Source organism: Comamonas terrigena NBRC 13299, assembly GCF_006740045.1.
Lineage (GTDB): Bacteria > Pseudomonadota > Gammaproteobacteria > Burkholderiales > Burkholderiaceae_C > Comamonas > Comamonas terrigena.
Genome location: NZ_AP019749.1, coordinates 1,466,052 through 1,490,406 on the forward strand (window position 1 = coordinate 1,466,052; position 24,355 = coordinate 1,490,406).

Below are 24,355 nucleotides of genomic sequence, written 5' to 3' on the forward strand. Positions count from 1 at the left end.
TCTGGTAGCCCCCTTTTTTTAGCTGAAATCCTGTAACGAACTGAATACTGAAGACGGAGAAACAAGATGGCTGCAATTACCGCAAGCATGGTCGCCGAACTGCGCGCCAAGACCGATGCCCCGATGATGGAATGCAAGAAGGCACTGACGGAAGCTGAAGGCGACATGGCCAAGGCGGAAGAGCTGCTGCGCGTCAAGCTGGGCACCAAGGCTGGCAAGGCCGCTTCGCGCGTGACCGCCGAAGGCGTGATCACTGCCTTCATCGAAGGTGGCAAGGGTGGCATGATCGAAGTCAACAGCGAAACCGACTTCGTCTCCAAGAACGACAGCTTCATCGCCATGGCCAACGCCGCTGCCAAGCTGGTGGCTGAGCACAACCCCGCTGACGTCGAAGCCCTGGGCGCTCTGGCCTACGAACAAGACGGCTACGGCCCCACCCTGGAAGATGTGCGCAAGGGCCTGATCGGCAAGATCGGCGAAAACATGTCTTTCCGCCGCTTCAAGCGCTTCGAAGGCACGCTGGCTTCCTACCTGCACGGCACCCGCATCGGTGTGGTCGTCGAGTTCGACGGTGACGCTGTCGCTGCCAAGGACGTGGCCATGCACATCGCCGCCATGAAGCCCGTGGCCGTGACGTCCGCCGACGTGCCTGCCGACCTGATCGCCAAGGAGCGCTCGGTGGCCGAAGCCAAGGCAGCCGAATCCGGCAAGCCTGCCGACATCGTCGCCAAGATGGTGGAAGGTTCCGTGCAGAAGTACCTGAAGGAAGTGTCCCTGGCTGACCAGGTCTTCGTGAAGGCTGCCGACGGCAAGCAGACCGTGGCCCAGATGCTCAAGGCTGCCAACACCAATGTGAAGGGCTTCACCATGTTCGTGGTGGGCGAAGGCATTGAGAAGAAGGTGGACGACTTCGCCGCCGAAGTGGCTGCCCAAGTGGCCGCTGCCAAGGGCGCATAAAGCGCTGAAGCCGCCCTGCTGATTACCACCACAACCACCCCTCTCACCTATTTGAATCGAACGGAGTTCCCCATGTCCCAAGCCAAACCAGCCCACAAGCGTATCTTGCTCAAGCTGTCAGGCGAAGCGCTGATGGGGGATGACCAGTTCGGTATCAACCGCGCGACGATCGAGCGCATGGTCTCCGAGATCGTCGAGGTGACCAAGGTGGGGGTGGAAGTGGCGGTGGTGATCGGCGGCGGCAACATCTTCCGTGGTGTGGCGGGCGGCTCTGCCGGCATGGACCGCGCCACGGCAGATTACATGGGCATGCTGGCCACCGTGATGAACGCGCTGGCCCTGGCCGATGCCATGAACAAGCAAGGCCTGACGGCCCGCGTGATGTCGGCCATCGGCATCGAGCAGGTGGTCGAGCCCTATGTGCGCCCCAAGGCGCTGCAATATCTGGAAGAAGGCAAGGTGGTGGTTTTTGCGGCCGGCACTGGCAACCCCTTCTTCACGACCGACACCGCCGCTGCACTGCGTGGCGCGGAAATTGGTGCCGAGGTGGTGCTCAAGGCCACCAAGGTGGACGGTGTGTACACTGCAGACCCCGTCAAGGATCCTTCCGCGACACGCTATTCCTCGCTGTCGTTTGATGAAGCGATCTCGCGCAACCTGGGCATCATGGATGCCACGGCTTTCGCTTTGTGCCGTGACCAGAAGCTGCCTATCCGCGTGTTTTCCATCGTCAAGCCCGGCGCACTGCTGCGCGTGGTGATGGGGAATGATGAAGGCACCCTGGTGTCCGCTTAATTGCGAAGACTGCGTGCCCGCCCGGTGAGTGCGGGCGGACATTGGCTTCCCGAGGTAAACACATGACGATCGCTGACATCAAGAAGAGCACCGAAACCAAGATGGGCCAGTCCATCGAGGCGCTCAAGAACAATCTCTCGCGCATCCGTACCGGCCGTGCCAATCCGGCCCTGCTGGATGCCATCCATGTCGAGTACTACGGCTCCATGGTGCCGCTGTCCCAGGTGGCGAATGTGTCGCTGCTGGACTCGCGCACCATCAGCGTGCAGCCCTGGGAAAAGAACATGGCAGCCAAGGTGGAAAAGGCCATCCGCGAAAGCGATCTGGGTCTGAACCCTGCCTCGCTGGGCGACCTCATCCGCGTGCCCCTGCCTCCGATGAGCGAAGAGCGCCGCAAGGAAATGACCAAGCTGGCGCGTACCGAGGGTGAAAACTCCAAGATCGCCATCCGCAACCTGCGCCGCGACGCCAACGAAGGCGTGAAGAAGCTGGTCAAGGACAAGGAAGCTTCGGAAGACGATCAAAAGCGTTCGGAAGCCGAAGTACAGAAGCTGACGGACAAGTTCATTGCCGAAGTGGACACCCTGGTGGCCGCCAAGGAACAGGACATCCTGGCTGTCTGAGCCTGGCTTGCTAGCGATTTCGACTGCATGACCGTGTCATCCGTGGTGCCGCACCACGTAGCCATCGTGATGGATGGCAATGGCCGCTGGGCCACCAAACGCTTTCTGCCGCGGCTGGCAGGGCACAAGCAGGGCGTGGATGCACTGCGCCGCTGCGTGCGGGCCTGCATCCAGCGTGGCGTGCGCGTCCTGACCGTGTTCGCGTTCTCGTCAGAGAACTGGAACCGTCCTGCGGACGAGGTGTCGGGCCTGATGTCGCTGCTGGCGACGGCACTGGGCCACGAAGTGCCCAGCCTGTCCAAGGAAGGTGTGCAGCTGCACTTTGTGGGTGAGCGCCAGGGCCTGAGCGCCAAGGTGGCGGCAGGCCTGGTGCAGGCCGAGCAGGCCACCGCGCACAATGAGCGTCTGATCCTGAACGTCTGCTTCAACTATGGCGGCCGCTGGGATGTGGCCCAGGCGGCAGCGCAGCTGGCTGCGCGTGGCGAAGCCATCACCGAAGCCAGCCTGAACGCTGCCATGGCCCTGGCCCATGTGCCCGATCCGGACTTGTTCATCCGTACCGGGGGTGAGCACCGCATCAGCAATTTTCTGCTGTGGCAGTGTGCGTACTCCGAGCTGTTCTTCAGCCCCAGCCTGTGGCCCGACTTTGACGATGCGGCCCTGGATGCGGCGCTTCATGATTACGCCAGCCGGGAGCGACGCTTCGGCAAGACTTCCGCGCAGGTTCAGACAACCGGCGCATCCGCGATGCGCGCCTGAAAGGGGAGTGCAACATGCTCAAGCAGCGTGTGATTACCGCCGTGGTCCTGCTGGCCATCTTGCTGCCCGCGCTGTTCGCCAGCACACCCTTGCCCTTTACCTTGCTGGTGCTGGCCATGGTGGCGGCCGCAGCCTGGGAGTGGGGGCGTCTGAATGGTCTGGGGCAAGCGGGCAGCGTGCTGACGGCGGTCCTTTGCCTCGCGCTCTGTGGCCTGGCATGGCAGCAAGGCTGGCTGGCGCGCAATCTGCAGGTGCTGTGGATCGTGGCGGGCGCTGCCTGGGTGCTGGGCAGTGTGGCACTGATACGGGCAGGGGTACCGGGCTGGTCTACCATCCCCCGCAGCATCCGGCTCGTGGGTGGCGTGCTCGCACTGTGGGCGACCTGGCTGGCAGTGGCCCAGGCCCGAGCGATGGGCGTGAACTTTCTGCTCTCCATCATGGTCCTGGTCTGGGTGGCCGACATCTTTGCCTACTTCGCTGGTCGCACGTTCGGTCTGAAGTTCACCAAAAACAAGTTGGCCCCAGCCATCAGTCCGGGCAAGAGCTGGGAAGGGGTGTGGGGTGGCGCGATCGGTGTGCTGGTGCTGGCGGTGGCCTGGGCCTTGCTGGACCGCCACTACGGTGCGGCCGTGCCCAGTTTTTACAGCCATCTGGTACAGGCCGGCTGGCCGCTGCTGGTGGTGGCAGCCTTGTTCATGGCGGCCATGAGCGTGGTCGGGGATCTGATTGAATCTCTGATCAAGCGCAGTGCGGGTGTCAAGGACAGCAGCAACCTGCTGCCGGGCCATGGCGGCGTGCTGGACCGCATCGACGCGCTGCTGCCCACGCTGCCGCTGGCCATGATGCTGACAACTTTGGTGCATTGATGAAACAACGTTTGACGGTGCTGGGCTCTACGGGCTCGATTGGCACCAATACCCTGGACGTGGTGCGCAGGCACCGCGCCGACTATGAGATTTATGCGCTGAGCGCCGCCACCCAGGTGGACCTGATGCTGGCGCAATGTGCGGAATTCGCGCCCCGGTTTGCCGTGATGGCCAGTGCGCCCCATGCACGGCAACTGGAAGAAAAGCTGAAGGCCAACGGGCTGGCGACGCAGGTGTTGCATGCGGTGGATGCCCTGGAGCGCATCGCATCCGATGCGCCGGTTGATGCGGTGATGGGGGCCATTGTGGGCGCAGCGGGGCTGGCGCCTTGCTTGGCGGCTGCCAAAGCAGGCAAGCGCTTGCTGCTTGCCAACAAGGAGGCCCTGGTGGTGGGCGGTGCGCTGTTCATGGACACGGTGCAGCAGCACGGCTGCACCTTGCTGCCGATCGACAGTGAGCACTCCGCCATCTTCCAGTGCCTGCCGGAAGATCGCAGCACCTGGGCGAGCCGGGTGGACAGCCTGCTGCTGACCGCATCGGGCGGGCCTTTCCGCCAGCGCGATCCGGCCACACTGGCGCAGATCACGCCGGACCAGGCGTGCGCCCACCCGAATTTCGCCATGGGGCGCAAGATCTCGGTGGACTCCGCCACGATGATGAACAAGGCGCTGGAAGTGATCGAGGCGCGCTGGCTGTTCGGCATGGAGCCGGACCGCATCAAGGTGGTGGTGCACCCGCAGCAGATCGTGCACTCCATGGTGCAGTTCAAGGATGCGTCCATCCTGGCCCAGCTGGGAACGCCCGACATGCGCGTGCCCATCGCCTGCGGTCTGGCCTGGCCCGAGCGCATCGACAGCGGTGTGCAACCGCTGGACTTTGCGAAGTTGAGTGCGCTCACCTTTGAAGAAGCCGATGCGCAGCGCTTCCCGGGGCTGCACCTGTCCTGGCATGCGCTGAAGGCGCCGGAAGGCACGACCACGGTGCTGAACGCGGCCAACGAGGTGGCGGTGGCCGCCTTCCTGGGCGGCCAGCTGCGCTTTGACCGCATCCATGCGGTGAACCTGGAGGCGCTGGAGGCCGTGGTGCCACCGCGTTGCCCGGGATCGCTGGGTGATCTAATGGCGCTGGACCAGGAAGCCCGCGCACGGGCCGTCCATACCGTTCAGCGCTGGGCCGCTTGATTGCTGCTGCGGCCTGCACGCTCAGTGAGCACTTCCTGAAAACCACCGCGAAAGAGGCGTCCTTATGCTGACCGTGCTTGCTTTTGTTGTGGCTCTGGGCATCCTGATTGCCGTGCACGAGTACGGCCACTACCGCATGGCCGTGGCCTGCGGGGTCAAGGTGCTGCGTTTTTCCGTGGGCTTTGGCAAACCCCTGCTGCGCTGGCAAAGCAAGAAGTCCTCAACGGAATTCGTGCTGGGTGCGCTGCCCTTGGGGGGTTATGTGCGCATGCTGGATGAGCGCGAAGCGCCGGTGGATTCCGACGAGCGGCATCTGGCCTTCAACCGCCAACCCTTGCGTTCGCGTGTGGCCATCGTGGCCGCCGGTCCTGCCGCCAATCTGCTGCTGGCCGTGCTGCTGTATGCGTTGGTGAACTGGGTCGGGCTGGAGGAGCCGCGTGCCGTACTGGCTGCGCCGGCGACCGGTTCGGTGGTGGCGCAGGCGGGGTTGCACGGTGGTGAGCGAGTGACCGCTGTGCAGGTGGGGCAGGAGGCGCCGCAGGATGTGCGTTCCTTCGAGCACCTGCGCTGGGCGCTGACGCAGGCGGCGCTGGAAAAGCAGGATGCGCGCATCACTTGGCAGCGGGCCCCCGGCGACGGGGTGCAAACGACGGAATTGCCCTTGTCCACACTGCCCGGCACCGCGCTCGATGCCAGCCTGGGCGCTGCGATCGGTGTGCAGGTGCCCTGGACCCCGGCGCAGGTGGAGCGCGTGATGGACGCCGGAGCCGCCGCCGCTGCAGGTTTGCAGGCCGGAGATGTGGTGACGCAGGCTTTTGGTGTACCGGTGGTGGATGGCTTTCAGCTGCGCCAGTTGATACGCCAGCATCCCGAACAGGCCGGTGACTGGACGGTGGTGCGCGGCGGGCAGGAAATGCAGCTGTCGGTCAAGCCCGAAGCCACGCAGGAACAGGATGTGCGCATCGGGCGTGTGGGGGCTTACATCGGCGGTGCGCCTGAGATGGTCATCGTGCGCCTGGGGGCGGTCGAGGGGCTGTGGGCCGGTGTGACCAAGACCTGGGACGTGTCGGTGCTCAGCCTGAAGATGATGGGACGCATGCTGATCGGTGAGGCGTCACTCAAGAATCTGAGCGGGCCTTTGACCATTGCGGATTACGCCGGAAAGTCGGCCAGCATGGGGTGGGTACAGTATCTGGCTTTCCTGGCGCTGATCAGTGTGAGTCTGGGTGTGCTCAACCTGTTGCCACTGCCTGTTCTGGATGGTGGGCACCTGATGTATTATCTTTGGGAAGGTGTCACAGGACGCGCCATCTCCGAATTGTGGATGGAACGGCTGCAAAGGGCCGGCGTCAGTGTGCTTCTCGTCATGATGTGCATCGCTTTTTTTAACGACATCAGCCGCATATTGGGCTAAATTTACGGCCTTCCAGAATTCTGGCGGCGTTCGCTTTCATTCATGAATCAACACTTCAAACGCTTCGGCGCACGCACGGCCACGGCTGCTGCTGCATTGCTTTGCCTGGCACAGGCTGCTTGGGCGCTTGCGCCTTTCAAGGTTCAGGATATTCGTGTGGAGGGCCTGCAGCGTGTGGAGGCAGGCACCATCTTTGCCTCCATGCCGCTGCGCGTGGGCGAACAGTACGATGACGAAAAAGGTGCAGCCGCTATCCGCTCGCTGTTTGCCCTGGGTCTGTTCAAGGATGTGCGCCTGGAAGCCGATGGCGACGTGCTGGTGGTGGTCGTGGAAGAGCGCCCATCGATTGCCGATGTGAACTTTGTCGGCACCAAGGAGTTCGACAAGGACACTTTGGTGAAGGCCATGCGCGATGTGGGCCTGGCCGAAGGGCGTCCTTTCGACAAGGCGCTGGCCGATCGCGCAGAGCAGGAGCTCAAGCGCCAGTACATCAACCGCAGCCTGTATGGCGCGGACGTGGTGACCACGGTCACGCCGATCGAGCGCAACCGCGTGAATCTGACGTTCTCGGTCACCGAGGGCGAGCCGGCCAAGATCAGCGAAATCCACGTGGTGGGCAACAAGGCTTTCAGCGAATCCACGCTGAAGAAGCAGCTGGACCTGGATACCGGTGGTTGGATGAGCTGGTACACCAAGTCGGACCGCTATGCGCGCAGCAAGCTGAATGCCGACCTGGAAACCCTGCGTTCGTACTATCTGCAGCGCGGCTACTTGGATTTCCGCATCGACTCGACCCAGGTGGCGATCTCTCCGGACAAGGAAAAGATCACCCTGACCATCAATGTGCACGAAGGCGAGCGCTTCGTGGTCTCCGGCGTGTCGCTGGAAGGTAACTACCTGAACCGTGACGATGAGTTCAAGTCGCTGGTGAAGGTGCGCCCCGGTGAGCCGTACAACGCGGACCTGGTGACGGAAACCACCAAGGCCTTCTCGGACCACTTCGGCAACTTTGGCTATGCCTTTGCACGGGTGGAGGCGGTGCCGGAAGTGGACCGTGAAAACAACCGCGTGCACTTTGTGCTGCGTGCCGATCCTTCGCGCCGTGCCTATGTGCGCCGCATCAATGTCAGCGGCAACGAACGCACGCGCGATGAGGTGCTGCGCCGTGAATTCCGCCAGTACGAATCGTCCTGGTATGACGGTGACAAGATCAAGCTGTCGCGTGACCGCGTGGACCGCTTGGGCTACTTCACCGAAGTCGATGTGGAAACCCAGGAAGTCCCTGGCTCGCCCGACCAGGTAGATCTGGTGGTCAATGTGAAGGAAAAGCCCACCGGCTCCATCCAGCTGGGTGCAGGCTTCTCCAGCGCGGAAAAGGTGACCCTGAGCTTCGGTATCAAGCAGGAGAACGTGTTTGGCTCCGGCAACTACCTGGGCCTGGATGTCAACACCAGCAAGTACAACCGCAACCTGGTGGTGAGCACGACCGACCCCTACTTCACGCAGGACGGCATCTCGCGTACCGTGGATCTGTACTACCGTACCAGCCGCCCCTACTCGTACTACTACGATGGCGTGAGCGTGGATACGGACGATCTGTACAAGATCGTCAGCAAGGGCGCGTCCATCAAGTTTGGCGTGCCGTTCAGCGAGATCGATACCGTGTTCTTCGGTGTCGGCTTTGAACAGACCACCATCAAGGATGGTCTGTACATGCCGGTGGAGTACCAGAGCTACATCAACCAGTTCGGTGCTACCAGCAATGCCATTCCTTTGACGGTGGGCTGGTCGCGCGACAGCCGCGACAGCGCGCTGGCGCCCAATTCAGGTCGTTACCAACGTTTCAATGCTGACTGGTCTGCGGCCGGAGATGCGCGCTACATTCGGGGTAACTACCAGATCCAGCAGTATGTGCCGCTGTCCAAGAGCTTCACCTTCGCCTTCAATGGCGAGCTGGGCTGGGGCAAGGGCTTGAATGGCCGTCCTTTCCCGCTGTTCAAGAATTTCTACTCTGGTGGTCTGGGGTCGGTGCGTGGTTTCGACCAGGGCAGCCTGGGTCCGCGTGGCCAGTCCGTCAATGGCTATGATGGTACGTATCTGGGCGGCGCCAAGAAGCTGACCTTGAATGCCGAGTTCATTGCGCCCTTCCCGGGTGCGGGCAACGACAAGACGCTGCGCTGGTTCACTTTCGTGGACGTGGGTAATGTCTTCGGCGAGAATGAGAAATTCACGGCGAGTGATTTGCGCGCATCGGCGGGTATTGGTCTGAGCTGGATTTCTCCGCTGGGGCCGCTGCGTTTGGCATGGGCCAATCCGATCCGTAAAAAGCCGGAAGATCGTCTGCAAAAAATTCAATTCCAAATCGGAACATCGTTTTAAACATGAAAATCTATCAACCCATCGCAGTGGCCTTGCTGTGCGGCGCAGCCGCTGTGTCGGCACAGGCTCAGGATTTCAAGGCCGGTTTTGTGAATACCGACCGCATTTTCCGCGAGGCCAATTCGGCCAAGGCTGCGCAAGCGAAGCTGGAGCAGGAGTTCTCCAAGCGCGAGCGTGAATTGGTGGATATCGGCAACCGTCTGAAGGCAGATTCGGAGAAGTTCGAGCGCGAAGCGCCCACCATGGCCGAAAGCCAGCGTTCGGCCAAGCAGCGTCAGCTGATCGAGCAGGACCGCGAATTCCAGCGCAAGCGCCGTGAATTCCAGGAAGACCTGAATGCCCGCAAGAACGAAGAGCTGTCGCAGGTCCTGGATCGCGCCAACAAGGTGGTGATGCAAGTGGCGGAAGCAGAGAAGTACGACGTGATTCTGCAAGAAGCCGTGTATGTGAACCCCAAGCTCGACATCACGGACAAGGTCATCAAGGCCTTGAACGGCGGCAAGTGATGTAAGTCAGGCTGTTCGACGTGAGTTTGACCTTAGGACAAATAGTCGAAAGCTTGGGGGGGACACTGGTGGAGGGGCAGCCGGATCGCGTGATCCGGCGTATCGCTCCACTGGAGTCTGCGGATGCCGATTCCATCAGCTTTCTCAGCAATCCCAAGTATTTGCCACAACTGGCCGCCTCTCAGGCGGCCTGTGTCGTTGTGGCGCCTGCCCAGCAGGCGGCTGCACAGGCACGTGGCGCCTGCATCGTTGCAGACAATCCGTATCTGTACTTTGCACGGCTGACGCAGCTGTGGAAGCGTGCGCACGCGGATGCGGCTGCTGCAGGCGTGCATGCCAGTGCAGTCATTCACCCGGAGGCGGTGGTGCACCCCTCGGCCACGATCGGTCCGCTGTGTGTGGTCGAGCGCGGTGCTGTCGTGGGTGCGGGCACGGTGCTGAAGTCGCGTGTCACCATCAGCGAATACTGTCAGGTGGGTGAGCGCTGCCTGTTGCACCCGGGTGTGGTGATCGGCGCGGATGGCTTTGGCTTTGCCCAGGAGCGGGGCGTCTGGGTCAAGATCGAGCAGCTGGGGCGCGTGCGCATCGGCAACGATGTGGAGGTCGGGGCCAACACCTGTATCGACCGCGGTGCACTGGATGACACCGTGATCTCGGATGGGGTGAAGCTCGACAACCTGGTGCAGATCGGTCACAACGTCCATGTAGGTGAGCACACGGCCATTGCCGGCAATGCCGGTGTGGCCGGTAGTGCGCATATCGGCGCGCATTGCAGTATCGGTGGTGCGTCCAATATCCTGGGGCATTTGAAAATTGCCGACGGTGTGGCGATTTCTCCGACTTCGGTCGTCATGCGCTCGGTCACGCAGCCGGGCCTGTACACTGGCATTTTTCCGCTGGCCACGAATGCCCAGTGGGAAAAGAACGCTGCAACACTCAAACAATTGCATGCACTGCGCGAGCGGATCAAGGCGCTGGAAAAAGCCTTGGGCGCCCCGCGCAGCACAAACGGAAATTGATGATGGATATTCAAGAAATTCTCAAGCAACTGCCCCACCGCTATCCTTTTTTGCTGGTGGACCGCGTGCTGGAGCTTGAGCGCAATACGCGCATCAAGGCAATCAAGAACGTAACGTTCAACGAGCCCTTCTTTACCGGGCACTTCCCTGGCCGCCCGGTGATGCCGGGTGTGCTGATCCTGGAAGCGCTGGCCCAGGCTGCCGGCCTGCTGGCGTTCGACGCCATGGGACAGGTGCCGGATGAAAACAATATCTACTACTTCGTGGGTATCGACTCCGCCCGTTTCAAGCGCCCTGTGGTGCCGGGTGACCAGCTGGCGCTGGAAATCACGATCGACCGTGTGCGTGGCGGTATCTGGAAGTTCAATGCCGTCGCCAGCGTGGACGGCGAAGTGGCTGCAGAAGCCCAGTTGATGTGCACCATGCGCCACGTGGGTTGAGTGAGGTCCTGTGGAACAAGACTGCCTGATTCATCCCAGTGCCATCGTCCATCCCCAGGCGCAGCTCGATAGCACTGTGCGGGTGGGGCCGTACGCCGTGGTGGGGCCCAAGCTGCGCATTGGCGCACAAACCACGGTGGGGCCGCATTGTGTGCTGGAAGGCGACACGGAAATTGGGTGCCATAACCAGATCTTTCAGTTCGCCTCGCTGGGGGCGCAGCCGCAAGACAAAAAGTATGCGGGCGAACCCACGCAGCTGATCATCGGCGACCGCAACACCATCCGCGAGTTCTGCACCTTCAACACCGGAACGGTGCAGGATGGCGGCGTGACGCGCATCGGCAATGACAACTGGATCATGGCCTATGTGCACATTGCGCACGACTGCGTCGTCGGCCACAACACCATTCTGGCCAACAACGCGACCCTGGCAGGCCATGTGCATGTGGGGGATTGGGTGATTCTGGGCGGCCTGACCGGGGTGCACCAGTTCACCCGGATCGGCGCCCATGCCATGGCGGGCTTTGCCAGCCATATCTCGCAGGATGTGCCGCCCTTCATGATGGTGGATGGCAATCCGCTGGCCGTGCGCGGTTTCAATATCGAAGGCCTGCGCCGCCGCGGCTTTGGTGAGCAGCGTCTGCGTGCGGTCAAGCAGATGCACCGTCTGCTGTACCGCCAGGGGCTGACCCTGGAGGCTGCACGTGCAGCCATTGCGGCGCTGGCCGCCGAGTTGCCGGAGGCGGCAGCCGATGTGCAGGCCATGCTGGATTTTCTGGCGGCTTCCCAACGCGGCATTGCCCGCTGATGGCCTGTGACTAGCGATAGCAATGCCCGACTGGCCATGGTGGCCGGCGAGACATCCGGTGATCTGCTGGCCGGTTTGTTGCTGGATGGCGTGCACGCCCGCATGCCCGATGTGCAGGCCGCGGGCATTGGTGGCCCGCAGATGGCGGCGCGTGGCTTCGATGCCTGGTGGCACAGCGAAAAACTGGCTGTGCATGGCTACAGCTGGGAGCTGGTGCGCCGCCTGCGCGAAATCCTCTCCATCCGCAAGCAGCTGCGCCAACGCCTGCTGGTGGAAAAGCCTGCGGTATTTGTGGGCGTGGATGCACCGGACTTCAACCTGGGGCTGGAGCGGGATCTGCGTGCTGCGGGCATCAAGACGGTGCACTTTGTGTGCCCTTCCATATGGGCCTGGCGTGCCAACCGGATCGACAAGATCCGGGCTGCAGCAGACCATGTGCTGTGCCTGTTTCCGTTCGAGCCAGCCTTGCTGCAGCAGCATGGCATTGAGGCGACCTATGTCGGCCACCCGCTGGCGGCCGTGATCCCGATGGAGCCTGACAAGGCGGCGGCGCGTGCCAGACTGGGCCTGGCCTTGGACCGCAAGGTGCTGGCCTTGCTGCCGGGCAGCCGTTCTGCGGAAGTGCAGTACATCGCCAAACCGTTTTTTGCGGCGGCGGCGTTGGTGCGGGCGCAGATGCCGGAGGTCCAGGTGGTGGTGCCGGTCGTACCCCAGCATTGGCAGCGCATGCAGCAAGCCGTGCGTGAAGCCGGTGTGCAGGAGTGGGTGCAGCTGGTGCAAGGGCAGTCACACGACGTGCTGGCCGCCTGCGATTGCACCCTGATCGCCAGTGGCACGGCCACGCTGGAGGCGGCGCTGTTCAAGCGCCCGATGGTGATTTCTTACCGCATGCACCCCATCAGCTGGCGGCTGATGCGGCGCAAGCAATTGCAGCCCTGGGTGGGGCTGCCCAATATTCTGTGTTCTGATTTCGTGGTTCCCGAATTACTGCAAGACGCTGCCACGCCCGAGGCGCTGGCGGCCGCAAGCCTGGACTGGCTGCAAGCCTATGACCAGCAGCCTTCCAAGATTGCTGAGCTGCAGGCGCGTTTCAGCGCGCTGCACCACACCCTGTTCCGCGACACTTCTGCGCTGGCTGCCGATGCGATCCAAAAACTCATGTGCCGCTGAGCAGGCTTGCCTGCAGTGGCACGCGCCCGGCCTGGTGGCCGGTGTGGATGAGGCCGGACGCGGCCCCTTGGCGGGCCCGGTGGTGGCGGCGGCGGTGATTCTGGATGATCTGCATCCGATTGCCGGTCTGGCGGACTCCAAAAAGCTCACTGCTGCACGGCGTGAGGCCTTGTTCGATGAAATTCGTGCCAAGGCGCTGTGCTTCTGTATTGCCGAAGCGTCGGTGGAAGAGATCGATCGCCTCAACATCCTGCAGGCCACGATGCTGGCCATGCAGCGCGCCGTCCTCGGCCTGCGTCTGAAGCCTGCGCGTGCGCTGGTAGATGGCAACCGTCTGCCGGTGCTGGAGATGCAGGGCGAAGCCATTGTCAAAGGCGATGCACTGGTGCCGGCCATCTCGGCTGCGTCCATTCTGGCCAAGGTGCACCGCGATCGCTGGTGTGATGGGTTGCACGCCCGTTTTCCGCACTATGGTTTTGCCACGCACAAGGGCTACGGGACGGCGGCGCATCTGCTGGCTTTGCGTGAGTTTGGCGCGTGCCCCGAGCACCGCACTTCATTTTCTCCGGTGACCAAGGTCTTGCAGGCTGCGGCGCTCTCAGTGGGGGGGGGCGCATGATGCAGCACACCATGATTCAGTCGCGTGACAACGCCTTCGTCAAAGAACTGCGCCGTCTCTCCCAGGAAAGTACCGCCTACCGCAAGCAAGGCCAGGTCTGGCTGGAAGGCGACCACCTGTGCCGTGCGGCACTGGCCCGGGGCTTGCGCCCGAAAGTGGCGGTGTTTGCCGAATCCGTCTGGCCGCAGGTGCCGGCGGAGTGGGTGCAGGCCGCCGGCAAGGCGGTGGTGCTGGCGGACAGCCTGTTTGCGGAGATCAGCAGCCTGGAGTCGCCTGCGCGCATGGGCTACGTGATGGAGTGGGATGTGGGTGCACAGGTCCAGCCCGGTGTGGCCGCCGTGGTGCTGGACCGGGTGCAGGACGCGGGCAATGTGGGCTCCATCTTGCGCAGTGCGGCCGCCTTCGGCTTTGGCCAGATTGTGGCGCTGAAGGGGACTGCCGCGCTGTGGAGCCAGAAGGTGCTGCGTGCCGGCATGGGGGCGCATTTCGGCCTGCATCTGGTGGAGGCTGCTTCCATCGCGGAGGTGCAGGCCTTGCAGCTGCCGCTGGTGGTCACCAGCTCGCACCAGGGAACCCTGATCCACGAGGCGGCCTTGCCCTGGCCCTGCGCCTGGGCCATGGGGCATGAAGGGCAGGGCGTGGGCGATGCCCTGATGGAGATGGCGGAGCACCGCATCAGCATTGCCCAGCCTGGAGGGGAGGAGTCGCTGAATGTGGCGGCCGCAGCGGCAATCTGCCTGCATGCCAGCAGCGTAAGCATGTTGCGTGCGCTCGGGTAATCCCGCAGCAAGTCAAAGGGCTGAAGCAGAGAGAGCCTATAATGGGCGGCTTTCAAGCATTCCTTCATACGCCTAGCGACGCTCCCTCGCCATACCCTGCTGACACAAACACTGTCCCCACGCACGTGCGGGGGGCTGCGTTGGGCGTAACCGTAATAAAAAACCGGAGAACCCAGTGCTTTTGTCTCTCAAGGGAGCCTTCCCCCCCGCCATCCTGGCGCTCGCAGACGGCACGGTCTTTATTGGCAACTCGATTGGTGCGCAAGGCACCACGGTGGGCGAAGTCGTTTTCAACACTTCGCTGACCGGCTACCAGGAAATCCTCACCGACCCCAGCTATTGCCAGCAGATCGTGACGCTCACGTATCCGCACATCGGCAACTATGGTGTCAATCCTGAAGACGTCGAAGCCGACAAGATCCATGCCGCAGGTCTGATCATCAAGAACCTGCCTTTGCTGGCCAGCAACTTCCGCAGCACCCAGACGCTGTCCGAGTACCTGGTGGATGGCAAGACGGTCGCCATTGCCAACATCGACACCCGCAAGCTCACGCGTCTGCTGCGTGACAAGGGGGCGCAAAATGGCGCGATTGTCGGCCTGGCGGCTGGTGAGGAAGTGACCCAGGCCAAGATTGACGAAGCCATTACCGCAGCCCAGGCCGCGCCCGACATGAAGGGTCTGGACCTGGCCAAGGTGGTGACCACGGCCAAGCCCTATCCCTGGACCGAGGCCGAGTGGACGCTGGGTGAAGGCTACGGCCAGCTCGAATCGCCCAAGTTCAAGGTTGTGGCCTATGACTTCGGCGTGAAGAAGAACATTCTGCGCATGCTGGCCGAGCGTGGCTGCGAAGTGACCGTGGTGCCTGCCCAGACACCCGCCAAGGACGTACTGGCGCTGAATCCCGATGGCGTGTTCCTGTCCAACGGCCCTGGCGATCCGGCCCCCTGCGACTACGCGATTGCCGCGGCGCAAGAGATCATGGCCTCCGGCAAGCCGCTGTTCGGTATCTGCCTGGGGCACCAGATCATGGCCCTGGCCTCCGGTGCCAAGACCTTCAAAATGCAGAACAGCCACCACGGTGCCAACCACCCCGTGAAGGACCTGGATTCCGGCCGTGTGAGCATCACCAGCCAGAACCACGGTTTTGCGGTGGAGCTGGAATCGCTGCCCGCCAACGTGCGCGCCACGCACATCAGCCTGTTTGACGGCACGCTGCAAGGTCTGGAGCGCACCGATGTGCCCGCCTTCTGCTTCCAGGGCCACCCCGAGGCATCGCCCGGCCCGCACGATATTGGCTACCTGTTCGACCGCTTCACAGCGCTGATGGAGAAACACAACAATGCCTAAGCGCAACGACCTTAAAAGCATTCTGATCATTGGCGCCGGTCCCATCGTGATCGGTCAGGCCTGCGAGTTTGACTACTCCGGCGTGCAGGCCTGCAAGGCCCTGCGCGAAGAGGGTTACAAAGTCATTCTGATCAACAGCAACCCTGCCACGATCATGACCGACCCGGCCACGGCCGACGTCACCTACATCGAGCCCATCACCTGGCAGACGGTCGAGAAGATCATCGCCAAGGAACGTCCCGATGCCATTTTGCCCACCATGGGTGGCCAGACCGCGCTGAACTGTGCGCTGGACCTGTGGAAGCACGGCGTGCTGGACAAGTACCAGGTGGAGCTGATCGGTGCCAAGCCGGAAGCCATCGACAAGGCAGAAGACCGCCTGAAGTTCAAGGACGCCATGACCAAGATCGGTCTGGGTTCTGCGCGCTCCGGTATCGCCCACAGCATGGACGAAGCCTGGGATGTGCAAAAGAAGGTGGGCTTCCCCACCGTGATCCGCCCCAGCTTCACGCTGGGCGGCACGGGCGGCGGTATCGCCTACAACTCGGAAGAGTTCGAAACCATCTGCAAGCGCGGTCTGGAAGCCTCTCCCACCAATGAGCTGCTGATCGAAGAGTCGCTGCTGGGCTGGAAAGAGTACGAGATGGAAGTGGTGCGCGATACCGCGGACAACTGCATCATCGTCTGCTCCATCGAAAACCTGGACCCCATGGGGGTGCACACCGGTGACTCCATCACCGTGGCGCCGGCGCAGACGCTGACCGACAAGGAATACCAGATCATGCGCAATGCATCGCTGGCTGTTCTGCGCGAAATCGGCGTGGACACCGGCGGCTCCAACGTGCAGTTCTCGGTGAACCCCAAGGACGGTCGCATGATCGTCATCGAGATGAACCCCCGCGTCTCGCGTTCCTCGGCGCTGGCGTCCAAGGCCACCGGCTTCCCCATCGCCAAGATCGCGGCCAAGCTGGCCGTGGGCTTTACGCTGGATGAGCTGAAGAACGAAATCACCGGCGGCAAGACCCCGGCGTCGTTCGAGCCCTCGATCGACTACGTGGTCACCAAGATCCCGCGTTTCGCGTTCGAGAAGTTCCCTGCTGCCGACAACCGCCTGACCACGCAGATGAAGTCCGTGGGCGAGGTGATGGCCATTGGCCGTACCTTCCAGGAATCCTTCCAGAAGGCCCTGCGCGGTCTGGAAGTGGGCGTGGACGGCATGAACGAGAAGACCCAGGACCGCGAAATCCTGGAAAAGGAACTGGGCGAGCCCGGTCCCGACCGCATCTGGTATGTGGGTGACGCGTTTGCGGCCGGCTGGACGCTGGACGAAGTGCACAGCATCACCAAGATCGACAAGTGGTTCCTGGTGCAGATCGAAGAAATCGTGAAGATCGAACTCGAGCTGGACCAGCTGGCTGCCGCCAAGGGTGACGGCGCACTGGCCTCGCTGGATGTGCAGACCCTGCGCACCCTGAAGCAAAAGGGCTTCTCGGACCGCCGCCTGGCCAAGCTGCTGCACACCACCGACAAGGCGGTGCGTGAAGCGCGCAAGGCCCTGAAGGTGCGCCCCGTGTTCAAGCGTGTGGACACCTGTGCGGCCGAATTTGCCTCCAACACGGCGTACATGTACTCCACGTACGACGAGGAATGCGAAGCCGCGCCCACCGACAAAAAGAAGATCATGGTGCTGGGCGGTGGCCCGAACCGCATCGGCCAGGGCATCGAGTTCGACTACTGCTGCGTGCACGCCGCCATGGCCATGCGCGAAGATGGTTATGAAACCATCATGGTCAACTGCAACCCCGAGACCGTGTCGACCGACTACGACACATCCGATCGCCTGTACTTCGAACCGCTGACGCTGGAAGACGTGCTGGAGATCGTGGCGGTCGAGCAGCCTGCTGGCGTGATCGTGCAGTACGGCGGCCAGACGCCGCTGAAGCTGGCCCTGGGGCTGGAAAAAGAAGGCGTGCCCATCATCGGCACCTCGCCCGACATGATCGATGCGGCGGAAGACCGCGAGCGCTTCCAGCGCCTGCTGCAGCAACTGAACCTGCTGCAGCCGCCCAATGCCACGGCCCGTACCGAAGCCGAAGCGCTGGAAAAGGCGGCCGGCCTGGGCTATCCGCTGGTGGTGCGTCCTTCCTATGTGCTGGGTGGCCGTGCGATGGAAATCGTGCACGAGCAGCGCGATCTGGAGCGCTACATGCGCGAAGCCGTCAAGGTCTCCAACGACTCGCCCGTGCTGCTGGATCACTTCCTGTCCAATGCCATCGAGTGCGATGTGGACTGCGTGCGCGACCGCGAAGGCAAGGTCTTCATCGGTGGGGTGATGGAGCACATCGAGCAAGCTGGCGTGCACTCCGGTGACTCTGCCTGCTCGCTGCCCCCTTACTACCTGAAGGCCGAGACCGTGGCCGAGATCAAGCGCCAGACGGCCGAGATGGCCCATGGCCTGAACGTGGTCGGCCTGATGAACGTGCAGTTCGCCATCAAGGAAGTGGACGGCAAGGACGTGATCTACGTGCTGGAAGTGAACCCCCGCGCTTCGCGCACGGTGCCGTTCGTCTCCAAGGCCACGGGTATCCAGCTGGCCAAGGTGGCTGCACGCTGCATGGTGGGCGATACGCTGGCCGAGCAGGGCGTCACCAAGGAAGTGACGCCGCCATACTTCAGCGTCAAGGAAGCCGTGTTCCCGTTCGTGAAGTTCCCCGGTGTGGACACCATCCTCGGCCCCGAGATGAAGTCCACCGGTGAAGTCATGGGTGTGGGCAAGACCTTTGGCGAAGCCTTTGTGAAGAGCCAGCTGGGCGCTGGCGTCAAGCTGCCGACCGAAGGCAAGGTGTTCCTGACCGTGAAGAACAATGACAAGTCCCGCGCCGTGGCGATTGCCAAGGAGCTGGTGGCCATGGGCTTCACGCTGTGCGCCACGCGCGGCACGGCCGCTGCGATTGCCGAAGCCGGTGTGGAAGTGCAGACCGTGAACAAGGTCACCGAAGGCCGCCCCCACATCGTGGACATGATCAAGAACAACGAGATTGCCTTGGTCATCAACACGGTGGAAGAGCGCCGCAATGCCATCGCCGACTCGCGCGCCATCCGTACCAGCGCCTTGCTGGCCCGGGTGACCACCTTCACCACCATCTTTGGTGCGGAAGCGGCGGTCGACGGGATGAAGGCCCTGCGCGGCAATCTGGATGTGTACTCGGTGCAGGAGCTGCACGCCCAGCTGACGCATTGATGGGGCACGGCCCGGACAGCCCGACGGGGCTGCCGGGTTTTACCGGAGGGATGCCGTGGCAAACACGGCATAATGGCCGGTAATGAATTGACAAGAACCGCCGCGCGGCAACGTGCGGCGGTTTGCTTTTGGGGCACGGGCCCCTGTCCGGCGTGGTCCGGCAAGGCCCTGCCAGGAGTGCCGCGAGCTGTGCGGTGTTTGCTGAATTTGGAGACTTGACTATGGCCACCATCCCCATCACCAAGCGCGGAGCGGAAAAGCTCAAGGTGGAACTGCAGCGCCTGAAGACGGTGGAGCGTCCTGCCGTGATCCAGGCCATCGCCGAAGCGCGTGCCCAGGGCGATCTGAGCGAAAACGCCGAGTACGAATCCGCCAAGGAACACCAGGGCTTTGTCGAAGGCCGCATCGGCGAAATCGAAGGCAAGCTGTCGGCTGCCCAGATCATTGACCCTTCGGCGCTGGACGCTGGAGGCCGCGTGGTGTTTGGCGCCACGGTGGATCTGGAAGACGAAGACAGCGGCGTGGCGGTGACCTACCAGATCGTGGGCGAGGATGAAGCCGATCTGAAACTGGGTCTGATCAACGTGTCCAGCCCCATTGCCCGTGCCCTGATCGGCAAGGAAGAGGGCGATGTGGCCGTGGTCCAAGCCCCGGGTGGCGAGCGCCGCTACGAGGTGGTCGCGGTCAAGTACCTCTGAACGCGGTTTCACCCCCGCCGGCCATGACACCGCTGCAAGCACGCCTTCCGCTGCTGCTGGCTGCCCTGTGGTGGGGGAGCCTGACGGCCATGGGGGGCGTGGCCGTGCCGGTGCTGCAGGCGCACCTGCCATCACCCACCCAGGCGGCTGCGGCGTGCGCTGCGCTGCTGGCTGCACAGACCTGGATTTCCATCGCATGCTGCGCGCTGCTGCTGGTGGTTTCCAAGCGGAAGTACGCCGAAAGGCAGGAGGCCTGGGCGCAAGCCGCCATGGTGTTCGTGCTGGGCGGCTTGTTGCTGGCGCTGGTGGCGCAATACGGTGTGGCGCCGCGAGTGGCGGCCAGGCAGGGCGCCGTCTGGCAGTACGCCGCCGTGGCCTTGCATGTGCTGCAGTGGTGCTGTGCGCTGTGCACCTTGTGGAAGGTGGCCGCGTTGGCGTTGGCGGGACGGGACGATGCGGAGGCTACGCCACCGGCTTGATGTCTCGCAGAAGGAACGCGTGCCTGCTGGCAGTGCTGCCGGATGGTCGGTGGCCAGAGCCGTGGGCAATCTGTCACCGGCAGGCCATAAAAAAAGCAGTCCATCGGACTGCTTTTTTGCTGGTGCCATGCACCCGCCGTCAGCGGCAGGGGGCTTTCCAGTGGCGCTTATTCGCGCCAGTGTTCGGCCACCCAGCGGGCGGGCTTGATGAAGCGAAAACGCCGGTTGCGGCGACCGGCCAATGCGTCGGGCGGGTTGCACTCTCCGTGGAAGATGACGATGCGCGCACCTTCGGGCACAAAAGGCTCTTTCCAGTAGTTGGTGGGCCAGCTCGGAATGCCGTGGTACTTGAAGCTGGGGCACCACTCGGCGGGCCAGTACTGGAGCTTGCCTTGCTTGTGCAGAAAGTCCGACAGATAGGCCTGTTCGTTGCGGAACTGCTTGCGGATTTCCTCGAAGTGGCCGCGGAAATATTCCAGCACATCCGGATGAGCGCCCAGCTCGAAGCGGTACACCGACGAGTTGCCGGTGATGCGCCAGGGCCGCTTGTGGTCGTGGATGATGAGAAAGTCACCGGGGTAGGTGAAGAACTCGTCCAGCGGGCCGGTGATGACCACATCCACATCCAGGAACAGGGCCGTGCCCTTCAGTCCGTGCAGATCGGCGGAGAAGGTGGTCAGCTTGGTCCAGCCGCGTTCAGGGATGCCAGCGGGCAGGTCCAGCGAGGGAATGGGCAGGCATTCCACCTCGGAACGAATCCCTTCGCTGTTGTCGGTCAGGCAGACAAAGCGAAAATCTCCCTTGAGATGGCGGCGCACCATGGCGTAGAGACGGTTGACGTACTCCGGGCCGTACTTGGTACCCCACTTCATGCAGAGGATGTGGCGCTCAGGCGTCGCCGATGTCGTATTCAGTGCCATGGCAGGTGTGTCGTGGGCGTGCGCGACAGCGCTCAACCCAGGCGGCTTTTCTTGACCGATTTTTGCTTGGGCTTGGCGCGCTTGATCTGGCCGCCGGCGGTCAGGCGCTGGTTGCCCAGCACGCGCAGCTGCTTGACCTCAGGGCGCTGACCGGCCTTGCCGAACTTCAGCACCTTCACGTCGCGTGGGCCGGGCATGCGGTCTTCATCAAAGGCCTTTTCCTTTTCAGGAATCGGGCGCCACAGCACCAGCAGCTTGCCGATGTGCTGGATGGGGGCCGCGTTCAGCTCGTCGCACAGCTGTTGGTAGATCTGGTCGCGGGTGGCGCGTTCGTCGCCGAAGACGCGGACCTTGATCAGGCCGTGGGCATTCAGTGCCGCATCCACTTCTTTCTGGACTGCGGGTGTGAGGCCGTCACCACCGATCAGGACCACGGGGTCCAGGTGGTGGGCGTTGGCGCGGTGTTCCCGGCGCTCTGCGGGAGTCAATTCAATTTGGGGCATGGGCCGTATTATCGAGGCAGGAAGAATTTCGCATGAAGATCAATACCAAAAGCAAGAAAGTGGATAAGGCATGGCTCAACAACCATGTCAACGATCCCTATGTTCAGGCCGCACAGAAAGACGGCTACCGGGCCCGTGCGGCCTACAAGTTGAAGGAGATCGATGAGGCGCTCAAGCTGATCCATCCCGGTGACATTGTGGTGGATCTGGGCTGTGCTCCCGGTGCGTGGAGCCAGTACCTGCGCCGCAAGCTGGCCCCCAAGGGAGCCGCCGTAGGGGACTTGAATGGCACCATCATCTCGCTGGACCTGCTGCCGATGGAATCCATTGAAGGCGTGCACTTCATCCAGGGCGACTTCCGCGAGGAACCGGTGCTGGCGCAGCTGGAAGAGGCGGTGCAGGGACGGGCGGTGGATGTGGTGGTGTCGGACATGGCCCCAAACCTGTCGGGTAATTCCACGACGGACGGCGCGCGCATCACCCACCTGATCGAGCTGGCGGTCGATTTCGCGACCCACCACCTCAAGCCCGAGGGGGCGCTGGTGGTCAAGTTGTTCCACGGTCCCGGTTATGACGAGCTGGTGGCCCTGTTTCGCCAGACTTTTCGCACGGTCAAGACGTTCAAGCCCAAATCCTCGCGCATCCGTTCATCGGAAACATTCCTGATCGGAATGGGACTCAAGACCTGATGCCACTTTGATGTGGATCAACCGCGGGTGTTGCCCCCTCCGCTGGGCGGATATTTCCCGGAGACCTATCGCCTTGGCAGGAATAAGGTTTCGATCCGCATGCTTGAAACACCTAAAATGCATCCCATATGGATGACATCGTCCGTATGTGCATGAATTTCGCCTTTTTCATTGGAGCCCCGCTTGAACAATCAGTGGTTTTCTAAAGTTGCCGTATGGCTGGTCATCGCCATGGTGCTGTTCACGGTGTTCAAGCAGTTTGACACCCGTGGCGGTGCTGGCGCTGGTTATGTCGGCTATTCCGACTTCCTCGAGGATGTGCGCAGCAACCGCATCAAGAGCGTCACCATCCAGGAGAGCCCTGGCGGCACCGAAATCATGGCGGTCACCAACGATGACCGCCGTGTGCGCACGACCGCGACCTACCTGGACCGTGGTCTGGTGGGCGACCTGATCAACAACAACGTCAAGTTCGACGTCAAGCCGCGTGAAGAAGGCTCGCTGCTGATGAGCTTGCTCATCAGCTGGGGGCCGATGCTGCTGCTGATCGGCGTGTGGGTGTACTTCATGCGCCAGATGCAGGGCGGTGGCAAGGGCGGCGCGTTCAGCTTTGGCAAGTCCAAGGCGCGCATGCTCGACGAAAACAACAACACCGTCACCTTCGCCGACGTCGCCGGTTGCGACGAGGCCAAGGAGGAAGTCAAGGAAGTCGTCGACTTCCTGAAGGACCCCAACAAGTTCCAGAAGCTGGGTGGCCGCATTCCGCGTGGCCTGCTGCTGGTGGGCCCTCCCGGTACGGGCAAGACGCTGCTGGCCAAGTCGATTGCGGGCGAAGCCAAGGTGCCGTTCTTCTCGATCTCGGGTTCCGACTTCGTGGAAATGTTCGTTGGCGTGGGCGCGGCCCGTGTGCGCGACATGTTCGAGAACGCCAAGAAGAATGCGCCTTGCATCATCTTCATCGATGAAATCGATGCGGTGGGCCGCCAGCGTGGCGCCGGCATGGGCGGTGGCAACGATGAGCGCGAGCAGACACTGAACCAGATGCTGGTGGAGATGGATGGTTTCGAAACCAACCTGGGCGTGATCGTGGTGGCTGCCACCAACCGCCCCGACATCCTGGATGCCGCTCTGCTGCGTCCCGGACGTTTCGACCGCCAGGTCTATGTGACCTTGCCGGACATCCGTGGCCGCGAGCAGATCCTGAACGTGCACATGCGCAAGATCCCTGTGGCCCAGGACGTGAACCCGGCCATCATTGCACGCGGCACGCCCGGCATGTCGGGTGCCGATCTGGCGAACCTGTGCAACGAAGCGGCCCTGATGGCTGCACGCCGCAACGCGCGCACCGTGGAGATGCAGGACTTTGAAAAGGCCAAGGACAAGATCATCATGGGCCCCGAGCGCAAGTCCATGGTCATGCCCGAGGAAGAGCGCCGCAACACGGCCTACCACGAGGCAGGCCATGCCCTGATCGGCAAGCTGCTGCCCAAGTGCGACCCGGTGCACAAGGTCACCATCATCCCGCGCGGCCGTGCGCTGGGCGTGACCATGAGCCTGCCGGAAAAAGACCGCTACTCCTATGACAAGGAGTTCATGCTCAACCAGATCGCGATGCTGTTCGGCGGCCGCATTGCTGAAGAAGTGTTCATGAACCAGATGACCACGGGGGCATCGAACGACTTTGAGCGTGCGACGCAGATTGCCCGTGACATGGTGACGCGCTATGGCATGACCGATGCACTGGGCCCCATGGTCTATGCCGAACAGGAAGGCGAGCCTTTCCTGGGCCGCTCCATGAGCAAGCCCAGCGGCATCAGCGAAGAGACCATGCAGAAGGTGGACGCTGAAGTGCGACGCATCATCGACGAGCAGTACCATCTGGCGCGCAAGCTGATCGAGGACAACTCCGACAAGATGCATGCCATGGCCAAGGCCATGCTCGATTGGGAAACCATCGATGCGGAGCAGCTGGACGACATCATGGCGGGTAAGGAGCCACGTCCCCCCAAGGACTGGACGCCACGCAATCCCCCCTCGTCGGGTGACAGCGGGCACGGCGGTGGAACCCCTGCGGTAGACACCGATACGGCACCTACGGCGGTGTGATCCTGGTGCCATCAGGCACAGGAAAAGCGGGACTCTGTGGAGTCCCGCTTTGTTTT

23 protein-coding genes are annotated in these 24,355 nt (G+C 62.5%); 21 read left to right on the top strand and 2 right to left on the bottom strand.

The window, feature by feature from the left end:
• Positions 1–66: 66 nt before the first annotated feature.
• From tsf to CT3_RS06840, 19 genes are all read left to right on the top strand, one after another.
• A complete protein-coding gene (gene tsf, locus CT3_RS06750; protein WP_066536275.1) occupies positions 67–957 on the top strand; it encodes a translation elongation factor Ts in 891 nt (296 codons plus the stop codon).
• Positions 958–1,029: 72 nt separating this feature from the next.
• Positions 1,030–1,752 carry a UMP kinase gene (gene pyrH / locus CT3_RS06755; protein WP_066536273.1) on the top strand — a complete coding sequence of 241 codons (723 nt, stop codon included), beginning with the start codon at positions 1,030–1,032 and terminating at the stop codon, positions 1,750–1,752.
• Positions 1,753–1,814: 62 nt separating this feature from the next.
• Entirely contained in the window at positions 1,815–2,375 is a 561-nt protein-coding gene (frr, locus tag CT3_RS06760) for a ribosome recycling factor (protein WP_066536272.1), read from the top strand.
• A 27-nt stretch (positions 2,376–2,402) separates the two neighbouring features.
• Entirely contained in the window at positions 2,403–3,134 is a 732-nt protein-coding gene (uppS, locus tag CT3_RS06765) for a polyprenyl diphosphate synthase (protein ID WP_066536270.1), read from the top strand.
• A gap of 14 nt (positions 3,135–3,148) precedes the next feature.
• The gene (locus CT3_RS06770) at positions 3,149–4,000 is read left to right on the top strand and encodes a phosphatidate cytidylyltransferase (protein ID WP_066536268.1); all 852 of its coding nucleotides are present in this window, start codon (positions 3,149–3,151) and stop codon (positions 3,998–4,000) included.
• Positions 4,000–5,181 carry a 1-deoxy-D-xylulose-5-phosphate reductoisomerase gene (gene ispC, locus CT3_RS06775; RefSeq protein ID WP_066536260.1) on the top strand — a complete coding sequence of 394 codons (1,182 nt, stop codon included), beginning with the start codon at positions 4,000–4,002 and terminating at the stop codon, positions 5,179–5,181. Before CT3_RS06770 ends, ispC begins: the two co-directional genes overlap by 1 nt.
• A gap of 64 nt (positions 5,182–5,245) precedes the next feature.
• Positions 5,246–6,595 carry an RIP metalloprotease RseP gene (gene rseP / locus CT3_RS06780; protein ID WP_066536258.1) on the top strand — a complete coding sequence of 450 codons (1,350 nt, stop codon included), beginning with the start codon at positions 5,246–5,248 and terminating at the stop codon, positions 6,593–6,595.
• A gap of 42 nt (positions 6,596–6,637) precedes the next feature.
• Positions 6,638–8,974, top strand: a complete 2,337-nt coding sequence (gene bamA, locus CT3_RS06785) for an outer membrane protein assembly factor BamA (RefSeq protein ID WP_066536256.1) — start codon at positions 6,638–6,640, stop codon at positions 8,972–8,974.
• Between the two features lie 2 nt (positions 8,975–8,976).
• Complete coding sequence (locus CT3_RS06790) at positions 8,977–9,480, top strand: OmpH/Skp family outer membrane protein (protein WP_066536253.1); 504 nt, start codon at positions 8,977–8,979, stop codon at positions 9,478–9,480.
• A 20-nt stretch (positions 9,481–9,500) separates the two neighbouring features.
• A complete protein-coding gene (lpxD, locus tag CT3_RS06795) occupies positions 9,501–10,499 on the top strand; it encodes a UDP-3-O-(3-hydroxymyristoyl)glucosamine N-acyltransferase (RefSeq protein WP_066536250.1) in 999 nt (332 codons plus the stop codon).
• Positions 10,499–10,939, top strand: a complete 441-nt coding sequence (fabZ, locus tag CT3_RS06800) for a 3-hydroxyacyl-ACP dehydratase FabZ (protein ID WP_003053425.1) — start codon at positions 10,499–10,501, stop codon at positions 10,937–10,939. The genes lpxD and fabZ overlap by 1 nt, the downstream gene beginning before the upstream one ends.
• A gap of 10 nt (positions 10,940–10,949) precedes the next feature.
• Entirely contained in the window at positions 10,950–11,747 is a 798-nt protein-coding gene (lpxA, locus tag CT3_RS06805; RefSeq protein WP_098066102.1) for an acyl-ACP--UDP-N-acetylglucosamine O-acyltransferase, read from the top strand.
• A 36-nt stretch (positions 11,748–11,783) separates the two neighbouring features.
• The gene (gene lpxB / locus CT3_RS06810) at positions 11,784–12,917 is read left to right on the top strand and encodes a lipid-A-disaccharide synthase (RefSeq protein ID WP_066535909.1); all 1,134 of its coding nucleotides are present in this window, start codon (positions 11,784–11,786) and stop codon (positions 12,915–12,917) included.
• Complete coding sequence (rnhB, locus tag CT3_RS06815) at positions 12,889–13,536, top strand: ribonuclease HII (protein ID WP_066535907.1); 648 nt, start codon at positions 12,889–12,891, stop codon at positions 13,534–13,536. The genes lpxB and rnhB overlap by 29 nt, the downstream gene beginning before the upstream one ends.
• Entirely contained in the window at positions 13,533–14,315 is a 783-nt protein-coding gene (locus tag CT3_RS06820; protein ID WP_066535905.1) for a TrmH family RNA methyltransferase, read from the top strand. The genes rnhB and CT3_RS06820 overlap by 4 nt, the downstream gene beginning before the upstream one ends.
• Before the next feature lie 175 nt (positions 14,316–14,490).
• Complete coding sequence (carA, locus tag CT3_RS06825) at positions 14,491–15,663, top strand: glutamine-hydrolyzing carbamoyl-phosphate synthase small subunit (protein ID WP_066535903.1); 1,173 nt, start codon at positions 14,491–14,493, stop codon at positions 15,661–15,663.
• Positions 15,656–18,904, top strand: a complete 3,249-nt coding sequence (carB, locus tag CT3_RS06830) for a carbamoyl-phosphate synthase large subunit (protein ID WP_066535901.1) — start codon at positions 15,656–15,658, stop codon at positions 18,902–18,904. The genes carA and carB overlap by 8 nt, the downstream gene beginning before the upstream one ends.
• A 221-nt stretch (positions 18,905–19,125) precedes the next feature.
• A complete protein-coding gene (gene greA, locus CT3_RS06835; RefSeq protein WP_066535897.1) occupies positions 19,126–19,602 on the top strand; it encodes a transcription elongation factor GreA in 477 nt (158 codons plus the stop codon).
• A gap of 23 nt (positions 19,603–19,625) precedes the next feature.
• On the top strand, positions 19,626–20,081 hold the full coding sequence (locus CT3_RS06840; RefSeq protein WP_370510802.1) for a DUF4149 domain-containing protein: 456 nt from the start codon (positions 19,626–19,628) through the stop codon (positions 20,079–20,081).
• Positions 20,082–20,248: 167 nt separating this feature from the next.
• On the opposite strand, the gene CT3_RS06845 is transcribed toward CT3_RS06840, so the two are convergent.
• Complete coding sequence (locus CT3_RS06845) at positions 20,249–21,001, bottom strand: glycosyltransferase (RefSeq protein ID WP_066535894.1); 753 nt, start codon at positions 20,999–21,001, stop codon at positions 20,249–20,251.
• Positions 21,002–21,033: 32 nt separating this feature from the next.
• Positions 21,034–21,504 (bottom strand): YhbY family RNA-binding protein, encoded by a 471-nt coding sequence (locus tag CT3_RS06850; RefSeq protein WP_066535891.1) that lies wholly within the window; start codon positions 21,502–21,504, stop codon positions 21,034–21,036.
• 32 nt (positions 21,505–21,536) lie between these two features.
• On the opposite strand from CT3_RS06850, the gene CT3_RS06855 reads away from it, so the two are divergent.
• Both CT3_RS06855 and ftsH read left to right on the top strand, forming a co-directional pair.
• Positions 21,537–22,193 (top strand): RlmE family RNA methyltransferase, encoded by a 657-nt coding sequence (locus tag CT3_RS06855; RefSeq protein ID WP_066535883.1) that lies wholly within the window; start codon positions 21,537–21,539, stop codon positions 22,191–22,193.
• Positions 22,194–22,376: 183 nt separating this feature from the next.
• Complete coding sequence (gene ftsH / locus CT3_RS06860; protein WP_066535881.1) at positions 22,377–24,299, top strand: ATP-dependent zinc metalloprotease FtsH; 1,923 nt, start codon at positions 22,377–22,379, stop codon at positions 24,297–24,299.
• Positions 24,300–24,355 lie beyond the last annotated feature (56 nt).

Excerpts from the sequence above, each read along its gene's own strand:
- carB (WP_066535901.1), top strand. The coding sequence starts at position 15,656 with ATGCCTAAGCGCAACGACCTTAAAAGCATTCTGATCATTGGCGCCGGT.
- CT3_RS06840 (WP_370510802.1), top strand. The coding sequence starts at position 19,626 with ATGACACCGCTGCAAGCACGCCTTCCGCTGCTGCTGGCTGCCCTGTGG.
- tsf (WP_066536275.1), top strand. The coding sequence starts at position 67 with ATGGCTGCAATTACCGCAAGCATGGTCGCCGAACTGCGCGCCAAGACC.
- pyrH (WP_066536273.1), top strand. The coding sequence starts at position 1,030 with ATGTCCCAAGCCAAACCAGCCCACAAGCGTATCTTGCTCAAGCTGTCA.
- CT3_RS06790 (WP_066536253.1), top strand. The coding sequence starts at position 8,977 with ATGAAAATCTATCAACCCATCGCAGTGGCCTTGCTGTGCGGCGCAGCC.
- bamA (WP_066536256.1), top strand. The coding sequence starts at position 6,638 with ATGAATCAACACTTCAAACGCTTCGGCGCACGCACGGCCACGGCTGCT.
- CT3_RS06845 (WP_066535894.1), bottom strand. The coding sequence starts at position 21,001 with ATGGCACTGAATACGACATCGGCGACGCCTGAGCGCCACATCCTCTGC.
- CT3_RS06850 (WP_066535891.1), bottom strand. The coding sequence starts at position 21,504 with ATGCCCCAAATTGAATTGACTCCCGCAGAGCGCCGGGAACACCGCGCC.
- CT3_RS06855 (WP_066535883.1), top strand. The coding sequence starts at position 21,537 with ATGAAGATCAATACCAAAAGCAAGAAAGTGGATAAGGCATGGCTCAAC.
- rseP (WP_066536258.1), top strand. The coding sequence starts at position 5,246 with ATGCTGACCGTGCTTGCTTTTGTTGTGGCTCTGGGCATCCTGATTGCC.
- uppS (WP_066536270.1), top strand. The coding sequence starts at position 2,403 with ATGACCGTGTCATCCGTGGTGCCGCACCACGTAGCCATCGTGATGGAT.
- rnhB (WP_066535907.1), top strand. The coding sequence starts at position 12,889 with ATGCGATCCAAAAACTCATGTGCCGCTGAGCAGGCTTGCCTGCAGTGG.
- CT3_RS06820 (WP_066535905.1), top strand. The coding sequence starts at position 13,533 with ATGATGCAGCACACCATGATTCAGTCGCGTGACAACGCCTTCGTCAAA.
- ispC (WP_066536260.1), top strand. The coding sequence starts at position 4,000 with ATGAAACAACGTTTGACGGTGCTGGGCTCTACGGGCTCGATTGGCACC.
- fabZ (WP_003053425.1), top strand. The coding sequence starts at position 10,499 with ATGATGGATATTCAAGAAATTCTCAAGCAACTGCCCCACCGCTATCCT.
- CT3_RS06770 (WP_066536268.1), top strand. The coding sequence starts at position 3,149 with ATGCTCAAGCAGCGTGTGATTACCGCCGTGGTCCTGCTGGCCATCTTG.
- lpxB (WP_066535909.1), top strand. The coding sequence starts at position 11,784 with ATGGTGGCCGGCGAGACATCCGGTGATCTGCTGGCCGGTTTGTTGCTG.
- greA (WP_066535897.1), top strand. The coding sequence starts at position 19,126 with ATGGCCACCATCCCCATCACCAAGCGCGGAGCGGAAAAGCTCAAGGTG.
- frr (WP_066536272.1), top strand. The coding sequence starts at position 1,815 with ATGACGATCGCTGACATCAAGAAGAGCACCGAAACCAAGATGGGCCAG.